Origin of the sequence: Saccharothrix luteola, assembly GCF_020859565.1 — a bacterium.
Taxonomy (GTDB): Bacteria; Actinomycetota; Actinomycetes; order Mycobacteriales; family Pseudonocardiaceae; genus Actinosynnema; species Actinosynnema luteola.
This window is the reverse complement of the sequence record NZ_JAJHUO010000003.1, coordinates 365873-383152: the sequence shown is the minus strand read 5'-3', so window position 1 is coordinate 383152 and position 17280 is coordinate 365873. Positions and strand designations below refer to the sequence as shown.

General features: G+C 72.2%; 17 protein-coding genes. 7 read left to right on the top strand and 10 right to left on the bottom strand.

Going from position 1 to position 17280, the window contains the following annotated elements:
* Window positions 1-33: 33 nt before the first annotated feature.
* The 3 genes from LNK82_RS05160 to LNK82_RS05150 all read right to left on the bottom strand — a co-directional run bounded on the left by LNK82_RS05160 (window position 34) and on the right by LNK82_RS05150 (window position 4333).
* On the bottom strand, window positions 34-228 hold the full coding sequence (locus LNK82_RS05160; protein WP_053716644.1) for a ubiquitin-like protein Pup: 195 nt from the start codon (window positions 226-228) through the stop codon (window positions 34-36).
* Window positions 229-312: 84 nt separating this feature from the next.
* A complete protein-coding gene (gene dop, locus LNK82_RS05155; RefSeq protein ID WP_230565758.1) occupies window positions 313-1806 on the bottom strand; it encodes a depupylase/deamidase Dop in 1494 nt (497 codons plus the stop codon).
* A gap of 52 nt (window positions 1807-1858) precedes the next feature.
* Window positions 1859-4333: an FtsX-like permease family protein gene (locus LNK82_RS05150; protein ID WP_230565757.1), complete on the bottom strand. Its 2475-nt coding sequence runs from the start codon at window positions 4331-4333 to the stop codon at window positions 1859-1861.
* A gap of 104 nt (window positions 4334-4437) precedes the next feature.
* Between LNK82_RS05150 and LNK82_RS05145 the strand changes: the two genes are divergently transcribed.
* Together LNK82_RS05145 and LNK82_RS05140 are read left to right on the top strand one after the other, a co-directional pair.
* A complete protein-coding gene (locus tag LNK82_RS05145) occupies window positions 4438-4932 on the top strand; it encodes an NUDIX hydrolase (RefSeq protein WP_230565756.1) in 495 nt (164 codons plus the stop codon).
* Window positions 4933-4940: 8 nt separating this feature from the next.
* Window positions 4941-5219 (top strand): DUF6191 domain-containing protein, encoded by a 279-nt coding sequence (locus LNK82_RS05140; RefSeq protein WP_230565755.1) that lies wholly within the window; start codon window positions 4941-4943, stop codon window positions 5217-5219.
* On the opposite strand, the gene LNK82_RS05135 is transcribed toward LNK82_RS05140, so the two are convergent.
* From LNK82_RS05135 to LNK82_RS05125, 3 genes are all read right to left on the bottom strand, one after another.
* Window positions 5191-6111, bottom strand: a complete 921-nt coding sequence (locus LNK82_RS05135) for an aldo/keto reductase (protein ID WP_230565754.1) — start codon at window positions 6109-6111, stop codon at window positions 5191-5193. The two genes, LNK82_RS05140 and LNK82_RS05135, sit on opposite strands and share 29 nt — an antisense overlap.
* Before the next feature lie 106 nt (window positions 6112-6217).
* Complete coding sequence (locus tag LNK82_RS05130; RefSeq protein ID WP_230565753.1) at window positions 6218-6985, bottom strand: ABC transporter permease; 768 nt, start codon at window positions 6983-6985, stop codon at window positions 6218-6220.
* Complete coding sequence (locus LNK82_RS05125; protein ID WP_230565752.1) at window positions 6982-7890, bottom strand: ABC transporter ATP-binding protein; 909 nt, start codon at window positions 7888-7890, stop codon at window positions 6982-6984. The genes LNK82_RS05130 and LNK82_RS05125 overlap by 4 nt, the downstream gene beginning before the upstream one ends.
* Before the next feature lie 114 nt (window positions 7891-8004).
* Between LNK82_RS05125 and LNK82_RS05120 the strand changes: the two genes are divergently transcribed.
* Window positions 8005-9108 carry a sensor histidine kinase gene (locus LNK82_RS05120; RefSeq protein ID WP_230565835.1) on the top strand — a complete coding sequence of 368 codons (1104 nt, stop codon included), beginning with the start codon at window positions 8005-8007 and terminating at the stop codon, window positions 9106-9108.
* Window positions 9105-9749, top strand: a complete 645-nt coding sequence (locus tag LNK82_RS05115; RefSeq protein ID WP_230565751.1) for a response regulator — start codon at window positions 9105-9107, stop codon at window positions 9747-9749. Before LNK82_RS05120 ends, LNK82_RS05115 begins: the two co-directional genes overlap by 4 nt.
* Before the next feature lie 90 nt (window positions 9750-9839).
* Here LNK82_RS05115 and arc read toward each other — a convergent pair whose 3' ends face one another.
* Window positions 9840-11639, bottom strand: coding sequence for a proteasome ATPase (gene arc, locus LNK82_RS05110; protein ID WP_123742245.1), 1800 nt, complete (start codon window positions 11637-11639; stop codon window positions 9840-9842).
* A gap of 239 nt (window positions 11640-11878) precedes the next feature.
* Between arc and LNK82_RS05105 the strand changes: the two genes are divergently transcribed.
* Entirely contained in the window at window positions 11879-12676 is a 798-nt protein-coding gene (locus LNK82_RS05105) for an Rv0361 family membrane protein (RefSeq protein WP_230565750.1), read from the top strand.
* A 69-nt stretch (window positions 12677-12745) separates the two neighbouring features.
* On the opposite strand, the gene LNK82_RS05100 is transcribed toward LNK82_RS05105, so the two are convergent.
* On the bottom strand, window positions 12746-13573 hold the full coding sequence (locus LNK82_RS05100; protein WP_230565749.1) for a tRNA (adenine-N1)-methyltransferase: 828 nt from the start codon (window positions 13571-13573) through the stop codon (window positions 12746-12748).
* A 77-nt stretch (window positions 13574-13650) separates the two neighbouring features.
* Window positions 13651-14250: a hypothetical protein gene (locus tag LNK82_RS05095; protein WP_230565748.1), complete on the bottom strand. Its 600-nt coding sequence runs from the start codon at window positions 14248-14250 to the stop codon at window positions 13651-13653.
* A gap of 108 nt (window positions 14251-14358) precedes the next feature.
* Here LNK82_RS05095 and LNK82_RS05090 point away from each other — a divergent pair, with 108 nt between their 5' ends.
* Window positions 14359-15480 (top strand): sensor histidine kinase, encoded by a 1122-nt coding sequence (locus LNK82_RS05090; protein ID WP_230565747.1) that lies wholly within the window; start codon window positions 14359-14361, stop codon window positions 15478-15480.
* Window positions 15477-16154: a response regulator gene (locus LNK82_RS05085; RefSeq protein WP_230565746.1), complete on the top strand. Its 678-nt coding sequence runs from the start codon at window positions 15477-15479 to the stop codon at window positions 16152-16154. Before LNK82_RS05090 ends, LNK82_RS05085 begins: the two co-directional genes overlap by 4 nt.
* Here the strand turns inward: LNK82_RS05085 and LNK82_RS05080 are convergent.
* Entirely contained in the window at window positions 16129-17259 is a 1131-nt protein-coding gene (locus LNK82_RS05080; RefSeq protein ID WP_230565745.1) for a site-2 protease family protein, read from the bottom strand. The two genes, LNK82_RS05085 and LNK82_RS05080, sit on opposite strands and share 26 nt — an antisense overlap.
* Window positions 17260-17280 lie beyond the last annotated feature (21 nt).

Below are 17280 nucleotides of genomic sequence, written 5' to 3'. Positions count from 1 at the left end.
TGTGGGTTTCTCTCCTGTCCCGCCGGCGGCTTCCTACTCGCCGCCCTTTTGCACGTACGCGCGGACGAAGTCCTCGGCGTTCTCCTCGAGGACGTCGTCGATCTCGTCGAGGATGGCGTCGACGTCCTCGCCGAGCTTCTCCCGGCGTTCCTGGCCGGCGCCGGCCGCGCCGTCGCCGTTCTCGTCGCCGTCACCGCCGCCTTGGCGCTGAACCTGTTCCTGGGCCATGTCGACCTCCCGGTCTTCGGGTCCTGCGAGTTAAACACTACCCACCAGGTACGACATCCTGCGCCTGCCACTCGGGTCTGTTGATCAGCCCCGGGTGAGCGCCTCCACCAGTTGCTCGGCCGTGTCGGAGGCCTCCAGCAGGGCTCCGACGTGCGCTTTCGTGCCGCGCAGCGGCTCCAGGGTGGGGATGCGGACCAGTGATTCACGACCGAGGTCGAAGATCACCGAATCCCACGACGCGGCGGCCACCGAAGTGGGGTAGCGCTCCAGGCACCGACCGCGGAAGTAGGCGCGGGTGTCCTCGGGCGGCGAGAGGATGGCCGCCCGCACCTCCTCCTCGCTGACCAGGCGTTTCATCGAACCGCGGGCCACCAGCCGGTTGTACAGGCCCTTGTCCAGCCGCACGTCGGAGTACTGCAGGTCGACCAGCGACAGCCGGGGCGAGCCCCAGGCCAGGCCGTCCCGGGCGCGATAGCCTTCGAGCAACCGCAGCTTCGCCACCCAGTCGAGGCGGTCGGCGCACTCCTGCGGGTCGCGGGCCAGCGCGTCGAGCACCTCGCCCCACACGCGCAGCACGTCCCGGTCGCCGTAGCCCTCCTGCTCGATGAACGCGGCGGCGCGCTCGTAGTAGGCGAACTGCAGGTCCAATCCGGTGAACTTGCGCCCGCTCGCCAGCTCGACCTTGACCTTGAGGGTCGGGTCGTGGCTGATCTGGTGCACGGCCCGGACCGGTTCCTGCAACCGCAGGTCGTCGAACCGGCGGCCGGCCTCGATCATGTCGAGCACGAGCGAGGTGGAGCCGCACTTGATGTAGGTGGAGTACTCGGCGAGGTTCGCGTCGCCGATGATGACGTGCAGCCGGCGGTACTTGTCCGCGTCGGCGTGCGGCTCGTCGCGGGTGTTGATGATGCCGCGCTTGAGCGTGGTCTCCAGGCCGACCTCGACCTCGATGTAGTCGGACCGCTGGGACAGCTGGTAGCCCGCCTCCTCGCCGGCCGCGCCGAGGCCGACGCGGCCGGAGCCGACCACGACCTGGCGCGACGCGAAGAACGGCGTGAGCCCGGCGATCACCGCGGTGAACGGCGTGCTGCGCTGCATCAGGTAGTTCTCGTGCGTGCCGTAGCTGGCGCCCTTGCCGTCCACGTTGTTCTTGTAGAGCTGCAGGCGGGGCTGGCCGGGGACGGTGGCCGCGCGCATCGCGGCCTCCTCCATGACCCGCTCCCCCGCCTTGTCCCAGATCACCGCGTCGCGCGCGTTGGTGACCTCGGGCGCGGAGTACTCGGGGTGCGCGTGGTCGACGTAGAGGCGCGCGCCGTTGGTGAGGATGACGTTGGCCGCGCCCAGGTCCTCGACATCGCTGTCGCCCGGGTGGCCGCCGGGCGTGCCGAGGTCGAAGCCGCGCGCGTCGCGCAGCGGCGATTCGACCTCGTAGTCCCAGCGCGCCCGGCGCGCCCGCGGTATGTCGGCGGCCGCCGCGTAGGCCAGCACGACCTGTGTCGAGGTGAGCACCGGGTTCGCCGTCGCGTCACCCGGCACCGAGATGCCGTACTCGACTTCGGTTCCCATGATCCGCCGCATGTACGCAGACTACGACCTCCCACCGACACACCGCCCGGACCCAGGTCACGTTTCAGCCGGCCGCGAGCCCCGCGGCGGGCCTGATCCGGGACGCGCCGCGGGCGGGCCCGAACGCCGCGAGCACCGCCAGGACCACCACGCCCGCGCCGCCGACCAGCAGCGGGAGCACCGCCGCCGTGGGCCACACGAACAGGCCGACGGCGGCCAGCGTCAGCTCCGCGTAGACGAGGCCGAACACGCCCCCGCCCAGCACGCCCACCAGCGCCAACAGCACCGCTTCGGCCACCACGCCACCTTGCAGGCCACCCTTGGTCACGCCGAGCGCGCGTCGCAGCGCCAGCTCCTTGCGCCGCTCCTGCACGGAGATCGTCAACGCGGTCCCGATGCCGGTCACCGCGACCGCGACGGACAGCCCCAGCAGCACCATCAGCATCACGATCCCCAGGTCGAGGTAGCGCTGGTTCCGCGCGTCCGTCTCGGCCTTGGTCTTCACCAGAACGGTGGGCGAATCGGCCAGCGCCGACCGCACGCCTGCCTCGTAGGCGGCCGGGTCCGCGCCCGGTCCGAACGCCACCAGCACCTTGGTGGCGGGCGCGAGGTCCGGTTCGGCCAGCACCACGTCGGCCCCGTCGAGCAGCGAGCCGGCGAACGTGCCGGCGACGGTGCCGGTGCGCGGTCCGCCAGGCAGTCCCTCGACCGTGAACGGCTTGCCGACCTGCGCGCCGAACCGCTCGGCGTACCACTCGTCGAGCAGGACGGCGCCCGGCGCGAAGTCCCTGGCGTCGACGTCCTGCCTGGTCAGCCACTCGCGCACGCGCTCGTGGTCGGCGCCGACGACCTGGGTCGGGAACGTGTGGCCCTCGGCGTCGCGCTGCTCGGTGACGACACCGTGCAGCACGACCGTGGTCGCCGCTTCCGGGCGGTTGGCCGCCGCGCCGACACCGCCGGCGAGCGCGCGGCCACCGGAGTCGGCGACCACGGCGTCGGGCCGCGGCTCGTTGCTGAACTCGTCCTCCACGCGCTGCGCCGACCCCACCGTGACGGCGAAGAACGTGACCATGGCGGCGGCCAGGAGCAGCGGCATCGCCACCGACGCGGAGCGCTGCGGCACCCGGCGCACCTCCGCGGCGGCCAGCTTCCACTGCGCGCCGCCGAAGCGGCTCGCGACCGTGCCGAAGATCCGGCCGAGCGCGGGCACGACCACCGGTCCGAGCACGCCGAACAGGCCGAACACGGCGGTGATGCCGGAGAACAGGACCAGGAAGATCGCCGCCAGCGAGCCGCTCGCGAGGACCGCCAGCGCCGCCATGGCCGCGGCGGTGACGACGAGGACGATGCCGAAGATCCGCCGGCGGCGCACCACGGCCTGGTCGGGCGTCTGGCCTTCGGACGTCCGCAGTGCCGCGAGCGGCGAGATGCGCGCGGCGGCCAGCGCGGGCCGGACCGCGGCGAACGCGCTGAGCGTGGCCGCCGTGACGACGCCGATCACCAGCTTGCCGACCGTCGGCAGCAGCGGCGGGCTCAGCTCGACCGCGCCGAGCAGCGAGGACAGGCCGGTGGCGTCGAACAGCCTGGCCAGCAGCCACGCCACCGACCCGCCGAGCACCGCGCCCACCACACCCGCGACCGCGCCGGTGAGCAGCGCTTCGAAGAGGTTCGCCCAGACCAGCGGTCCGCGGTGCGCGCCGAGGCAGCGCAGCAGCGCGGTGTGCCGCTGGCGTTGCGCGTAGACGGCGCGGTAGGTGGCGGAGGCGACGAAGACGGACGTGGCCAGCGCCAGGATGCTGAACGGCAGCAGCACGGCCGCCAGGTCGTTGTTGGGCGGCTCCGCGGCGATCGCCGCCCTGGTGTCCACCGGGAAGCCCTCACCGGCGGCCCGCGCGACGGCGTCGCGGTCGCCGCCGACCACGTAGATCGCCTCGACCCGGGGCTCGCCGCCGAGCTTGGCGGCCAGGCCCTCGCCGACCACGATCATCGGCTCCTCGCCGAGCGAGCCGCGCTTGGTGATGCCCCGGACGACGACGTCCAGCGGCTTGCCCGCCGCGTCGGCCACCCGCACGGAGGCGCCCGGCTTGAGGCCGTGCTCGTAGGCGGTGACCCGGTCGACCGCGATCTCGCCGTCCGAGCCGGGTGAGCGGCCCTCCAGGATCGGCACGCGGTGCAGGTCGTCCCGGTCCGGCTCGATGTCGGCGGTGGCGCGCCGGTCGCCCGCCCGGCCGTCCTCCAGCAGCAGGTCGGCGCGGACCTCGCGGATCGGTTGTGCCACCGTCACACCGGGGACCTGCGCCACCCGATCGGCGGTCGCCTGGTCGAGAACCACGTCCGAGTGGAGCGGCGGGCGGACCACGAGGTCCACGCCGGCGGGCACGGTGGGCGCGCCGTCGTTCGTGGCTCGCACCATCGCGTCGCTGAGCATCAGGGCGGCCAGCAGGCAGGCGACGCCGACCACCAGGGCGACGCCGGGCAGCGCGGCGCGACCGGGTCGGTTGCGGAACTCGGCGACCGCGAGCCGCAGGGATGTGGGCACAACTCCTCCTCGTGACGCGAACGCCACGACGTTAGGAACCGGAGGCGTCGGCAGGCGTCGGCCCGAGGTAGCACGGCCCGGTGCTACCTGGGGAGGATCTTGGCGTGGAGCACGTGGTAGTGGTGGACGCGGAAGGCACGCCTATCGGCACGGCGACGCGCGCCCGGATGCGCGCGGAAGGCCTGTGGCACGCGTGCGCGGCGATCGTCGTGCGCTCTCTCGACGGGACCCGGCTGTACGTGCACCGGCGCACCGACACCAAGGACGTCTACCCCGGGCTGTACGACCCGACGTGCGGCGGTGTCGTCGCGGCGGGTGAGACGCCGGACGAGTGCGCGGTGCGGGAGTTGGCCGAGGAGCTGGGGATCTCGGCGACGCCGCGGTTCCGGTTCAGGACGCCGTTCGTGGACGGAACCATTCGCTACTTCGCGCACGTTTACGACGTGCGCAGCGACGGGCCGTTCGTCCACCAGCCGGAGGAGGTGGCGTGGGGCGGCTGGATGGGGGCGGACGAGGTGCGGGCGTTGGCGGAGGACCCCGGGTGGCCGGTCGTGCCGGACGGTCGGGCCCTGATCCTGGAGTGGTTCCGATGGGCATGATGTTCGCGATGTCGATTCCCGGCCTCGCCCTGCTGCTGCTCGGCCTCGCTTCCGGCGAGCGGCTGTGGAAGTGGGTTCGCCGGCGCAAGGGTCACCCGGTCGTGTCCGCGACCGCGATGGACGAGTTCACCACCCTGTTCCACGGCGGCAAGCACGTCGAGCTGGAGCAGCGCCAGGTGACGTTGATGCTGGGCGAGGACGAGGAGGCGGGCGCGCCGCCGCGCGGGCCGGTGGACCTCGACTCGGGCACCGTCAGGCTCACTCCCAAGCCAGCGACGCCCGAGTAGCCCAGTACCGCTCGGCCGGCTCGGCGCAGTCGGCGAGCTCGTCCGGCGCCAGGTCGACGTGCCGCGCCTCGAGGTTGGCGCGCAGCTGGTCCGGGCTCGCCGCACCCGAGAGCACCACGTCGGCCCACGGTTGCGCGCGCACGGCGGCCAACGCGATGGCGTCCGGGCCGACGCCGTGCTCGTCGGCCAGCTCGCGCACGCGGGGCGGCGGGTCGACGGCCAGCCTGCCGTTGGCCACGCCCTCCTTGACGAACACCTCCGCGCCCGACTCCTTGGCGAACGCCAGCGCCGGTCCCACCGAGGTTTCCAGGACGTTCCAGGTGGACTGGACGCTGTCGAACAGCCGCCGTCCCTCGACGGTGAGCTCCAACGCGCGGCGGATCGTCTCGCCCTGGTGCGGGCCGGAGGTGGAGAAGCCGACGCGGACGCCCGAGTCGCGCAGGCCGCCCAGGGCGAGGAGCAGGTCGAGGTCGCCGAACAGCGGGCTGTCGGAGGTCAGCGAGTGCACGTCGTAGAGGCCGACGTGCGCGCCGAGCAGGTCCTCGGTCTCCCGCCACTGCCGGGTGAAGCGCTCGACCGAGTGCTCCTTCACCTCGTGCGTGTCCGCGTCCCGCCGCCAGTCGGCGACGTAGGCGTAGCCCCACTTGCTCGACACCTGCACGTCCTGGTGGCCCCGTGCGGCCAGCCACTGGGCCAGGAACTCCTCCGCGCGGCCGTAGGAGCGGGCCGCGTCGACCCGTCGCACGCCCGCCTCGTAGGCGGCGTCCAGGACGGCGTGGCACTGGGCGCGCATGGCGTCCACGTCCCGGTGTTCGGGCAACGCGCGCTCGCGGCCGAGGTTGATGTAGGCGGGGCGGCCGAGCGCGGCCAGGCCGAGGGCGAAGTCGGGCACGTCCGACACGGTAACCGGCCACCTTCGGAGCCGCCGGGCGCCGTGGCGGGGTGATCCGGTGGCCGGTTCCGCATCGCCGAAGTGCTGCACGATTGTGGTCGGGGCGCTAGGCGTCGCGGCGGAGGAGGGCGACGGTGCCCGCTCCCAGCGCCAGCGCCAGGTACACCAGCATGACCAGGCCGGCGGCCAGTGGTGACAGGGGTGCGCCCGGTGATTCGCCTGACAGCTGGGGCGCCAGGACCGGCAGCATCACGGAGTACACCCGTTCGTTCCAGGGGTGCGGCAGGATCAGGGTCAGGGACGGCAGGATGAAGAGCAGGGCGCACAGCGAGACCAGGGCGCCGGCCGTGGAGCGGAGCAGGAAGCCCAGGCCCAGGCCGATCAGGGCGAGCAGGACCAGCGACGCGGTGTTCGCCAGGAGGGTCGGCAGGGCGTCGGCGAACGTGCTGTACGCCGAGATCGGTTCGGGCCGGTCGCCGGTGATCAGCTCACCGGTCTGGTAGGCGAGCAGCACGGTGGCCAGGCCGATGAGCAGGGACGCGCCGGCCACCACGACCGTCTTGGCCAGCAGGTAGGCCTTGCGCTGCGGCACGGAGACGAGGGCGGTGCGGATCATCCCGCTGCCGTACTCCGAGGTGATCGCCAGGGCGCCCAGCACGCCCAGGGAGAACTGGGTGAACGGGACCACCATCACGCCCGGGTCGGCGGCGCCGAACTTCTGCTGCAGGTCCGGCGGCGAGGTGTCCCAGTCGGCCGTCATCAGGTACGACACCAGCGCGCCGCCGAGCAGGCACACCGCGATGGCGATCAGGATGTAGGTGGTCGAGCGGACCGAGCGGAGCTTCAGCAGCTCCGAGTTCAGCACGTCGGTCATCGGGCGGTCTCCTTGGTGCGGTACTCCACGCTGTCCTCGGTCAGCTCGAGGTAGGCGTCCTCCAGGGACGCGCTGCGCGGGGTCAGTTCGTGGATGGGGATGCCGTTGCGCGCGGCGAGGTCGGCGATGGCCGGGGCCTCCAGCCCCTGGACGAGCAGGGCGCCGGCCTCGGACGCGGTTCTCGCGCCGGCGGCGGCCAAGGCGGTCACCAGGGCGTCCGGCGCGGGGGTGCGCACCAGCACGTCCCTCTTGAACTGCTCCTGGAGGTCCTGCATGGACGCCTCCAGGATCAGCCTGCCCCGGCCGATCACGATCACCCGGTCGGCGGTCAGGGCCATCTCGCTCATCAGGTGGCTGGACACGAGCACGGTGCGGCCCTCGCGGGCCAGGTCGCGCATCAGGTGCCGGATCCAGCGGATGCCCTCCGGGTCGAGGCCGTTCACCGGCTCGTCGAACAGCAGCACGCCTGGGTCGCCGAGCAGGGCCGCCGCCACCCCGAGGCGTTGCTTCATGCCGAGCGACAGCGAGCCCACGCGCCTCTTCGCCGCGCCCGCCAGGCCGACCTGCTCCAGGGTGGCGACGACCCGGCTGTCCTTGATGCCGTTGCTGCGGGCCAGCACGCGGAGGTGGTCGTAGGCGGACCGGCCGCCGTGCACCGCACCCGCGTCGAGCAGCGCGCCGACGTGGTGCATGGGCCGGCGCATCCCGGCGTACCGGCGACCGTCGACGAGCGCCTCGCCGCTGGTCGGCCGGTCGAGGCCGAGGATCGCCCGCATGGTGGTGGACTTGCCCGCGCCGTTGGGGCCGAGGAAGCCCGCGACGTAGCCGGGTTTCACCTCGAACGAGAGGCCGTCCACGGCCCGGGTGGCGCGGTAGCGCTTGGTCAGTTGCCTCACTTCGATCATGGGGAGGAGCGTGCCGGGGCGAGGGCGGGGGCGGATCGGACCGAGGTCTTCGATCCGAGGTCGGACCGTGGTCCGACGCCGGCGGCGGTCACGCCGGTTACCGTGCCGTTCGTGATGTCGCGAGTCCTGCGGTTGCTGCCCACCGCCTACCTGTACGCGCTGGACGTGGCCGCCGCCGCGGTGCTGGTCATGGTGTACCTGGACTTCGCCCGGATGTCCGACGTGCCGGCGTGGCTGGGCTACCCGGTGGCGGTCCTGGTCGGGGCGCCCTTGGCGCTGCGCCGCAAACGGCCGCTGCTCGTGCTCGGCATCGTGCTCGCGGCGCAGAACGTCGCCACCATCGCCCACATCACGCTGGAGCCCTACAGCGCCACGGCGTTCGCGATCTACATGGTGGCCGCGGCCTGCTCGTCACGGGTGGCCGTGGGCGCGCTGGCCGCCACGCTCGGCTCGGCGTGGGTGGCGGTGTTCATCGGCGAGGCGTGGCCGGAGTCCGCCGGGCTGTCGATCTTCCTCACCCTGGTGGTGTGCGCCGCGTGGGCGTTGGGGCGCACCACGCGGATCCGCCGGTCCTACGAGGCGCGCCAGGCCGCCGAGGCGTCGTCCAAGGCCGTCGCCGAGGAACGCCTGCGCATCGCCCGCGAGCTGCACGACGTCGTCGCCCACAGCCTGAGCCTGATCACGGTCAAGGCCGGTGTCGCGGCGCACGTCGCGCCGTCGCAGCCCGAGGAGGCCCGGGAGGCGCTCCAGATCATCGAGAAGGCCTCGCGCGGCACCCTGGTCGAGATGCGGCGGCTGCTGGGCGTGCTGCGATCGGAGGACTCGGAGGCCGACCTGGCGCCGATGCCGGGCCTGGACGACTTGCCCGAACTGGTGACGCGGGCGTCCCTCGCCGGGGTGAACGTGTCACTGTCGGTGGCCGGCTCGCTGCCCGACGGGCTGGGGCTGACCGTGTACCGGATCGTGCAGGAGTCCGTCACCAACGTGGTCAAGCACGCGGCGCCGGCCTCCTGCGAGGTGTCGATCGTCGTCGGGGATGCTTCGGTCGAGGTCCGCGTGGTCGACGACGGACCGGGTGAACGGGTGTTGGCCGGTGGTGGAGGGGGACACGGGTTGATCGGGATGCGGGAACGGGTGGCGGTCTACGACGGGACGTTCTCGGCCGGTCCGCTGGCCGGCGGCGGGTTCGCGGTGCGCGCCGAGGTGCCGCTGTCGTGATCGACGTGGTGGTCGTGGACGACCAGGCGCTGCTGCGCGGCAGCTTCCGGGTGCTCGTGGACTCGGCGGACGACCTGCGGGTGGTCGGCGAGGCGGGCGACGGCGCCGAGGCCGTGTCGGTGGTGCGGTCGACGTCCCCGGACGTGGTGCTGATGGACATCCGGATGCCGGGGGTGGACGGGATCGCGGCCACCCGCGAGATCGGCGCGTTCAGCGCGGCCCGGGTGCTGATCCTGACCACGTTCGACCTGGACGAGTACGTGTACTCGGCGTTGCGGGCCGGCGCGAGCGGGTTCTTGCTCAAGGACACTCCCCCGGCCGATCTGCTGGCCGCGATCCGCGTGGTGGCCGCCGGCGACGCCCTGCTGTCACCCTCGGTGACCCGTCGCCTGGTCGCCGAGTTCTCCCGCACGCCCGAACGCCGCTCCGTTCGCCTCGACGCGATCACGGAACGTGAGCAGGAGGTGCTGCTGTTGATCGCCCGCGGGTACTCCAACGCCGAGATCATGGGCGAGTTGTACCTGTCGGCGGGCACGGTGAAGACCCACATCGGCCGCCTGCTGCAGAAGCTCCAGGCCCGCGACCGGGCACAGCTCGTCATCGCCGCCTACGAATCGGGCCTGGTCACCGCCCAGTCGTGAGCGGCGGGCCACCGCCCTGAACGCGGAGAACCCGCCCGGCGCGGTGGCCGAGCGGGTTCTCCAGGCGGGTTGGTGGATGGCAGTGCGGTCTTACAGGTACTGACCGGTGTTCGTGGCCGTGTCGATGGCCCGACCCGACTCCTGGTTCTTGCCGGTCACCAGCGTGCGGATGTATACGATCCGCTCGCCCTTCTTGCCCGAGATCCTGGCCCAGTCGTCCGGGTTGGTCGTGTTGGGCAGGTCCTCGTTCTCGGCGAACTCGTCCACGATCGCGTCCAGCAGGTGGCGCACCGACAAGCCCGGCTGCTTGGTGTCCAGCAGGCTCTTGATGGCCGCCTTCTTCGCGCGGTCGACGATGTTCTGGATCATCGCGCCCGAGTTGAAGTCCCGGAAGTACAGGACCTCCTTGTCACCGTTGGCGTAGGTGACCTCGAGGAAGCGGTTCTCCTCGGACTCCTCGTACATCCGCTCGACCGTGTGCTGCACCATGCCGTCGATGCAGGCCACCGGGTCGCCGCCGAACTCGGCGAGGTCGTCGGCGTGGATCGGCAGGTCGGGCGTGAGGTACTTGTTGAAGATGTCCTTGGCGCCCTCGGCGTCCGGACGCTCGATCTTGATCTTGACGTCGAGCCGGCCCGGCCGCAGGATCGCCGGGTCGATCATGTCCTCGCGGTTGGAGGCGCCGATCACGATCACGTTCTCCAGGCCCTCGACGCCGTCGATCTCGCTGAGGAGCTGGGGCACGATCGTGGTCTCGACGTCGGACGACACGCCGCTGCCGCGGGTGCGGAAGATCGAGTCCATCTCGTCGAAGAACACGATCACCGGCGTGCCCTCGGAGGCCTTCTCCCGCGCGCGCTGGAAGATCAGCCGGATGTGCCGCTCGGTCTCGCCCACGAACTTGTTGAGCAGCTCGGGGCCCTTGATGTTGAGGAAGTAGCTCTTGGCTTCGCGGTGGTCCTCGCCCCTGGCGGCGTGAACCTGCTTGGCCAGGGAGTTCGCCACCGCTTTCGCGATGAGCGTCTTACCGCAGCCGGGAGGGCCGTACAACAGCACGCCCTTGGGCGGGCGCAGCTTGTACTCGCGGAACAGGTCGGCGTGCAGGAACGGCAGCTCCACGGCGTCGCGGATCTGCTCGATCTGCCGGTAGAGGCCACCGATGTCCTCGTACCGGACGTCGGGCACCTCCTCCAGCACCAGGTCCTCGACCTCGGCCTTCGGCACGCGCTCGTAGGCGAAGCCCGCCTTCGAGTCGACCAGCAGGGAGTCGCCCGCCTTCAGCGGCGAATCCATCAGCGGCTGAGCGAGCCAGACGACCCGCTCCTCGTCGGCGTGGCCGACGACCAGGGCACGGCCGATCGAGCTGTCGGCGGTCTCCGACGCCAACACCTCGCGCAGCGTGCAGACCTCGCCGGTTCGCTCGAAGTCGCCGCCCTCGACCACGGTCAACGCCTCGTTCAGGCGCACCGACTGGCCGAGGACCAGCGACGGCGTCTCGACCGCGGGCGAGACCGAGACCCGCATGCGGCGGCCGGAGGTGAACACGTCCACCGTGCCGTCGTCGAACCTGGCCAGAAACACGCCGTAGCCACTGGGCGGCTGCGCGAGGCGGTCCACTTCCTCACGCAGCGCGAGCAGCTGGCTCCGCGCTTCTCGAAGGGTGTCGATGAGCTTCGTGTTGCGCTCGGTCAGTTGGCTGACGCGCTCCGTCGCCTCCGCCAACCGCTGCTCCAGCAGGCGGACGTGTCGTGGGGATTCCGTCAACTTGCGGCGCAGCAACGCGATCTCGTCCTCCAGGAACCTGATCTGCGCTGTCAGCTCACCAGAGTTGTTGCCCTTGTTCAGCTCGCCACCCTCATCGGGCTGGCTGCCGGGATGACCGTGCTGCATGTCGGCACCCTCCTCCCGTGTTCGTACGACAACGGTACCGGCGATCACCGACAAAAGCGGCCACCCAGCGGCTTCCAGGGCGTCGTGTGATGACACAAACCGCCCGCTCGGCGGGATCAACTGCTCCATACCGGTGTCAGCCGGGACCTCCCACCCGCTACCGTGCGTCCAGTACTAGTCCCACGTGAGTGGTCCGGGCAGTGTCCACTGCCACCAGCGGAAAGTTCTAGGAGAACGTGATGTCCGTCCCGCCGCAGCAGCCGGGTCCGTACGGTCAGCAGCCGGGTCAATTTGGCCAGCAACCAGGCCAATTCGGCCAGCAGCCGGGATACGGCCAGCAGCCCGGCGGGTACCCGCCGCCTGCCCAGGGTTTCCCACAGGGTGGGCAGCAGCCCGGCTACGGCACGCCACCCGGCGGTTACCCGCAGCAGGGCCAGCCCGGCCCCGGCCAGCAGCCGTACGGCCCGCCCGGCCAGTTCAACCAGCCCGGTTACGGCCAACCGGGTGGTTTCGGCGATCCCTACGGCGCCCCGCCGAAGAAGAGCCCCCTGCCGTGGATCTTGGGCGGTGTCGGCGCCCTGGTCGTGATCGGTGTCGTGGTCACGCTGGTCGTGACGCTGGGAGGCGGCGGCAACGGCACCGCCAAGGACGCCGCCGACAGCTACGTCGCGGCCGTCAACTCACGCGACTTCGACAAGCTCACGGCGCTCACCTGCGACGAGAGCAAGAAGTCGATCGAGGACATCAAGAAGGCCACCGACCCGGGCGCCTTCGCCGCCGAGCTCGAGAAGGAGCTCAAGGACCTGCCACCGGAGTTCAAGAAGCAGATCGAGCAGGCCCAGGAAGCGGCGAAGAACATCAAGGTCAACCTGACCGTCGACAAGGTCGAGGAGAAGAGCGACACGGAGGCCACGGCCACCGTCTCGGTCAAGTTCGACGGCGTGCCCGACAGCATGAAGGAGTTCGTCAAGGACGACACCGACACGCTGCCGTTCAAGAAGACCGACGACGGCTGGGTCGCCTGCCCGAAGAACTGACCGCGCACGACCGGCAACCACGGCCCCGCACCCCGCGTGCGGGGCCGTTTCGGCTGGTCAGACCCTCGCTCAGCCCTTGGACGGCCGACGCTGCGGCCGGGGCGGCGTGACGCCGTCGGCCAGCCTGCGGGTGGTCAGCAGGAACGCGGTGTGCCCGATCATCCGGTGCTCCGGCCGCACGGCCAGGCCGACCACGTGCCACGGCCGCACGAGGGTCTCCCACGCGTGCGGCTCGGTCCAGTGCTGCTGCTCCCTGATCGCCTCGGTCACCTTCGACAGCTGCGTCGTGGTCGCCACGTACACCACCAGCACGCCGCCCGGGATGAGGCTGCGCGACACGGCCGGCAGCACGTCCCACGGCGCGAGCATGTCCAGGACGACCCGGTCGACCTCGCCCTCGTGCTCGTTCACGTCGGCGACGGTCAGCGACCAGTTGCCCGGCCGCTCGCCGAAGAACTGCTCGACGTTGCGGATGGCGTGGTCGGCGTGGTCCTGGCGGACCTCGTACGAGGTCACGCTGCCCTTCTCGCCGACCGCGCGCAGCAACGAGCAGGTCAGCGCGCCCGACCCGGCGCCGGCCTCCAGCACCCGCGCGCCGGGGAACACGTCGCCGTACATGACGATCTGGGCGGCGTCCTTGGGGTAGATCACCTGGGCGCCGCGCGGCATGGACAGCACGTAGTCCGGCAGCAGGGGGCGCAGCGCCAGGAACGACGTGCCGCCCACCGAGACGACCACAGACCCCTCGGGCTGCCCGATCAGCTTGTCGTGCGACAGCGCGCCGCGGTGCGTGTGGTACTCCTTGCCCGGTTCGAGCACGATCGTGTAGTGCCGTCCCTTCGGGTCGGTCAACTGCACCCGGTCTCCCGGCTGGAACGGACCACTGGCGGTGCTCACCGCGGCGAACCTCCTGCATAAACGCGTGTCAACGGCGCACGATGGTCGCACGGAGGCCACACCCGGCCGGTGGCGGCCTACCGGCTGTCGGACGCGCGTCCACCCGCCTCGTCGGCGGCCTTCTCCCCGAACCGGCCCTTCGCCAGCTCGGTGACCGTGTGGTAGACGGGCCAGCCCACCAGCCAGATCACACCGACGAGCGTCATGCTCCCCATCTGCCCCCACAGCGCCTGCGTGCGCTCCGGCGTGCCGACGACGTACATGAGCAGCAGCATCACCGAGCACGCGATCGCCCACGCGACGGCGAACTTGCCCCACTCGCGCCACTCGTGGCGCACCTTCGCCAGGCCGTGCTTCGGCGGCTTCACCGGCGGCGGACCACCGGCGAACCGGTGGGCGACGCGCTGGTCGGCCCACCGCATCATGCTGTGCCCGAACGCCACGCTCACCCCCAGGTAGATCGCGGCGAGCCCGTGCACGCTCGACGCCTCGCCCCCGGCCCGCAGGTCGAACACGGTCGCGACGAGCAGCACCACGTCCACCAACGGGGTGCAGGCCAGCAGCACCGCGCCGAGTCTGCGCATCCGCAGCACGTACCGGGCCAGCAACCCCGCGCCCAGCACCACCCAGAACCCGATCTCGCACGCCACGATGAGGACCACCAACGGTTCGACCACGTCCTCAATGCTGCCGCTCGCGGATCTTGCGCGCGTCGGCGGGCCGACCGATCCCGGGTCATCAGTTCGTAGGACGCTTCGGGCCTGGCCCTGTGCTGTGATGGCGTGGTGGAGCTCCGCCGGAAACACCGCGACGTGCTGACCGCGGTGGCCTTCTTCGCCCTGGGGCTGCTGATCCACCGGCTCGGCCTGGACCAGGTGACGGGCGAGCGGGGCGGGTCGACCCCGTTCGGGGTGCGCGTGGCGATCCTGGCGGTGGCGTGCGCCGGTCAGGTGTTCCGCCACCGGGCGCCCGTGGTGGCGCTGGGCGTGGCGGGCGCGGCCACGGCGGTGGACCTGCACTTCGGCCTGAGCATGCCGGTGATGATGGTGTGCATCGACGTGCTGTTCGTGGCCACGCTGCACGGGTCGCGCGGGCTGCACCGGGTGCTCGTCGCCGTGGTGGCGACGACGACGGTCGGCATCACGGCCGCGGCCGCGGCGGTCGAGGACTGGCGGCAGTCGTTCTACACCGGGCTGCTGCTGTTCTCGCTGCTCGTGGTGCCGATGTGGTGGGCGACGAACGTGCGGCGGCACCGGGAGAGCGCCGAGCAGGTCGCCCGCATCGCCGAGCTGGACCGGCGGGCCGCGGTGAACGCCGAGCGCAACCGGATGGCCCGCGACCTGCACGACGTCGTGGCCGGGCACATGTCGGCGATCGCGATCCAGTCCGAGGCCGTGCTGTCGCTGCGCTCGGGCGACCCGGAGACCGCGCGCACGGTGCTGAAGTCGGTCCGGGAGAACAGCGTGCGCGCGTTGGCCGAGATGCGGACGATGATCGACGTGCTGCGGGCCGACGAGCCGGTGGACGAGCCGGTGTCGGTGCGGCTGGCGGACGTGGGCGGGCTGGTCGAGTCGGCCGCCGCGGCCGGGCTGGACGTGGAGCTGCGCGGCGCGGACGTGGGCGAGCTGCCGGTGGGCGTGGACGTGGCGGCGTACCGGATCGTGCAGGAGGCGTTGACCAACGCGGTGAAGCACGCGCCGGGCGCGCGCACGTCGGTGGTGCTGGAGCGGCAGGTCCTGCGGTTGGTGGTGGTCGTGCGCAACGACGTGGTCGACGGTCCGCGCGGCACGGGGACGGGAACGGGGTTGGTGAGCATGGCGGAACGCGCCCACCTGGTCGGCGGGGTGTTCGCCGCGGGTCCGGACGGGGCAGGCGACTGGGTCGTGCGGGCGGAGTTCCCGCTGTGATCCGGGTGGTGGTGGCCGACGACCACGCGGCGATCCGGGCCGGGCTGGTGATGATCCTCGGCGACGCGGACGGCATCGAGGTGGTCGGCGAGGCCGAGGACGGCGCGACGGCCGTGCGGCTGGCCAAGCGGCTCGCACCCGACGTGGTGCTGATGGACATCCGGATGCCGGGCGTGGACGGCATCGAGGCGACCCGGCAGCTCGCCGGTGTCTGCGACGTGCTCGTGCTGACGACCTTCGACCTGGACGAGTACGTGCGCGGCGCGCTGCGGGCGGGCGCGGCGGGGTTCCTGCTCAAGTCGGTGGAGGCGTCCGCACTGGTGGACGCGGTGCGGCAGGTCGCGGCCGGTGACGGCGTGCTGGCGCCGAGCGTGACGCGGCGGGTGATGCGGGAGTTCGCCTCCGCCGCGCCGCGAGCGCGCCCGGCCGCGCTGGACGCGTTGACCGAGCGTGAGGTGGAGGTGCTGCACTGCCTCGGCGAAGGGCTGTCGAATCACCAGATCGGGCGAAAGCTGCACATCGGTGAGACGACGGTGAAGACGCACGTGTCGCGGGTGCTGACGAAGCTGGACCTGCGGTCGCGGGTGCAGGCGGCGATCCTGGCGCAGGAGGCCGGGTTGGTCGGCGGTCCGGGCGAGGACGGCCAGGTCAGCGGCGGTCCAGCGCGGCCTTGAGGTCTTCGCGGCGCAGCACGCCCGCGGGCCGTCCTTCGAGGTCGACGACCAGGTACTCCCAGGCGGCGGTGCCGTGCACGCGCTCGACCACCTCGGCGCCGGTCTCGTTCTCCAGCAGCACGGTCTCCGGCCGGATCGGCACGGCGGCCTGCTCGGCGGGCGCGTGCGGCGAGGTGCTGGCCAGGCGACGCGCCATCTCGCGGTCGAGCAGGCCGGCGGCGACGCCGTCCGCGCGGACCAGGACCACGCCCCGGCCGGCGGACGCGGTGAGCGCGCCCGACACCGGGCTCTCGGCGGGCAGTTGGAGCACGGGTCGGACGAGTTCGCCCAGCGTGAGGCCGTCCGGCCAGGTGCTGCGGCGCTCGGCGGTGAACTCGCCGCGCGCGCCGGCCAGCACGAACCACGCGGTCAGCAGGCACACGCCGAAGCGCAGCCAGCGGTCCTCGGCGCCGTCGAGCACGCCCCAGACCGCCCAGACGACGAGCAGCGCGGCCACCACGCCGCCGCCGATCACGGCGGCCTTCGTGCCCGTCGCGCGGCGGCCCGTGACGGCCCACACGCCCGCGCGCAGGATCCGGCCGCCGTCCAGCGGCAGGCCGGGCAGCAGGTTGAACACCGCGACGGCGGCGTTGGCGAACGCGGTCTGGGCGATCAGCAGCCACACCGCGTCGGGCTGCGGGATCGTGGAGGCGGCCACGGCGAACGCGCCCGCCAGGATGATGGAGACGATCGGGCCCGCGGCGGCGATGGCGCCCTCGTGGCCGGGGCGGGTCGGGGTGCGCATCACCTCGGACACGCCGCCGAGCAGGAACAGGCGCAGCCGGCGCACCGGCAGGCCGAGGCGCAGCGCGACCAGGCTGTGGCCGAGCTCGTGCGCGAGCACGGAGAGGCCGAGGAAGATCGCGAACGTGGCGGCGAGGAGCACGCCGGCGAGGCCGTCCGTGCCGGGGGCGATGCGGCCGACCAGCGGCGCGTAGAGCACCACGATGGCCGCCGAGCCCAGCCACCACGAGGGCGCGAGCAGCACCGGGATGCCGGCCACGCGGAACAGCGGCAGCCCGCCGTCCCGGCCGACCTGCCGTCGCCACCCACTCGTCGTCGCCACGGGAAGAGCCTAGGCGGCCGG